Below are 721 nucleotides of genomic sequence, written 5' to 3'. Positions count from 1 at the left end.
CTCAGATCACCGGGTTGATGGAGGTGCTCATCTTCGAGGGTCGCTTCGTCAAGGGGCGGCCCTTTCTATTTGCGACCGTTAATCTTATTTCGTTCCGTGTGCCGGGCTTGTTATGTTCTGGAAGGCGGAGGAAAGATGCAGGCGTATAGGGTCGAAACGATTCGGTTGACGAGCGGGGAGCGCCTTCCGATGCTTGTGCACCGAAACAGCGGGATGCCCCATAGTTTTGTGACAGATTACACGCTGGCCAACCACCGCGGCGTCCCGATTAACACCTCCAGGCGATCGGTCGATGCCATCGGGTTGGTTATTTCTTGGTCTGAAGCTCGTAAGATTGACCTCGATGAGCGGCTAGGTAGCGGCAACCTGTTTACTAGCGACGAAACATCGTCGTTAGCGGAAGCGCTGTGGCAGCGCCGCAATGGCACGGCGAATTGCTCCGTTGTTGGCGAAACACACGGACATCGTATTGACGAAGCCATAGCATACATAAAATGGCGGGTGGGACTAACGACCTCGTCGCTATCTGTGAATGATATTCGAGTCTCCAATATCACAGATAGGCTGAACGCCGTCGTTGAGCAGCTCCGTAACGTCAAAGGAAGTAGCAAATCAATTCCACGCGGCCAGCTTACCAACGAACAATGTGTAACCTTGTTTGAGATTGTCCGTCCAGGATCAATCAGAAACCCCTTTAGCAGGCTGCTGAAAAATCCCACGG

General features: G+C 53.1%; 1 protein-coding gene. It reads left to right on the top strand.

What is annotated here, in order from left to right; genetic code table 11:
• Positions 1 to 213: 213 nt before the first annotated feature.
• Positions 214 to 721 (top strand): hypothetical protein (locus QU44_RS18810; protein WP_231621802.1); only part of this gene is annotated, 508 nt, incomplete at its 3' end.

The organism is Sphingomonas sp. 37zxx (genome assembly GCF_000786205.1).
Taxonomy (GTDB): domain Bacteria; phylum Pseudomonadota; class Alphaproteobacteria; order Sphingomonadales; family Sphingomonadaceae; genus Sphingomonas.
The sequence above is the reverse complement of the archived record's forward strand: the minus strand, read 5'-3'. Positions and strand labels throughout refer to the sequence as shown.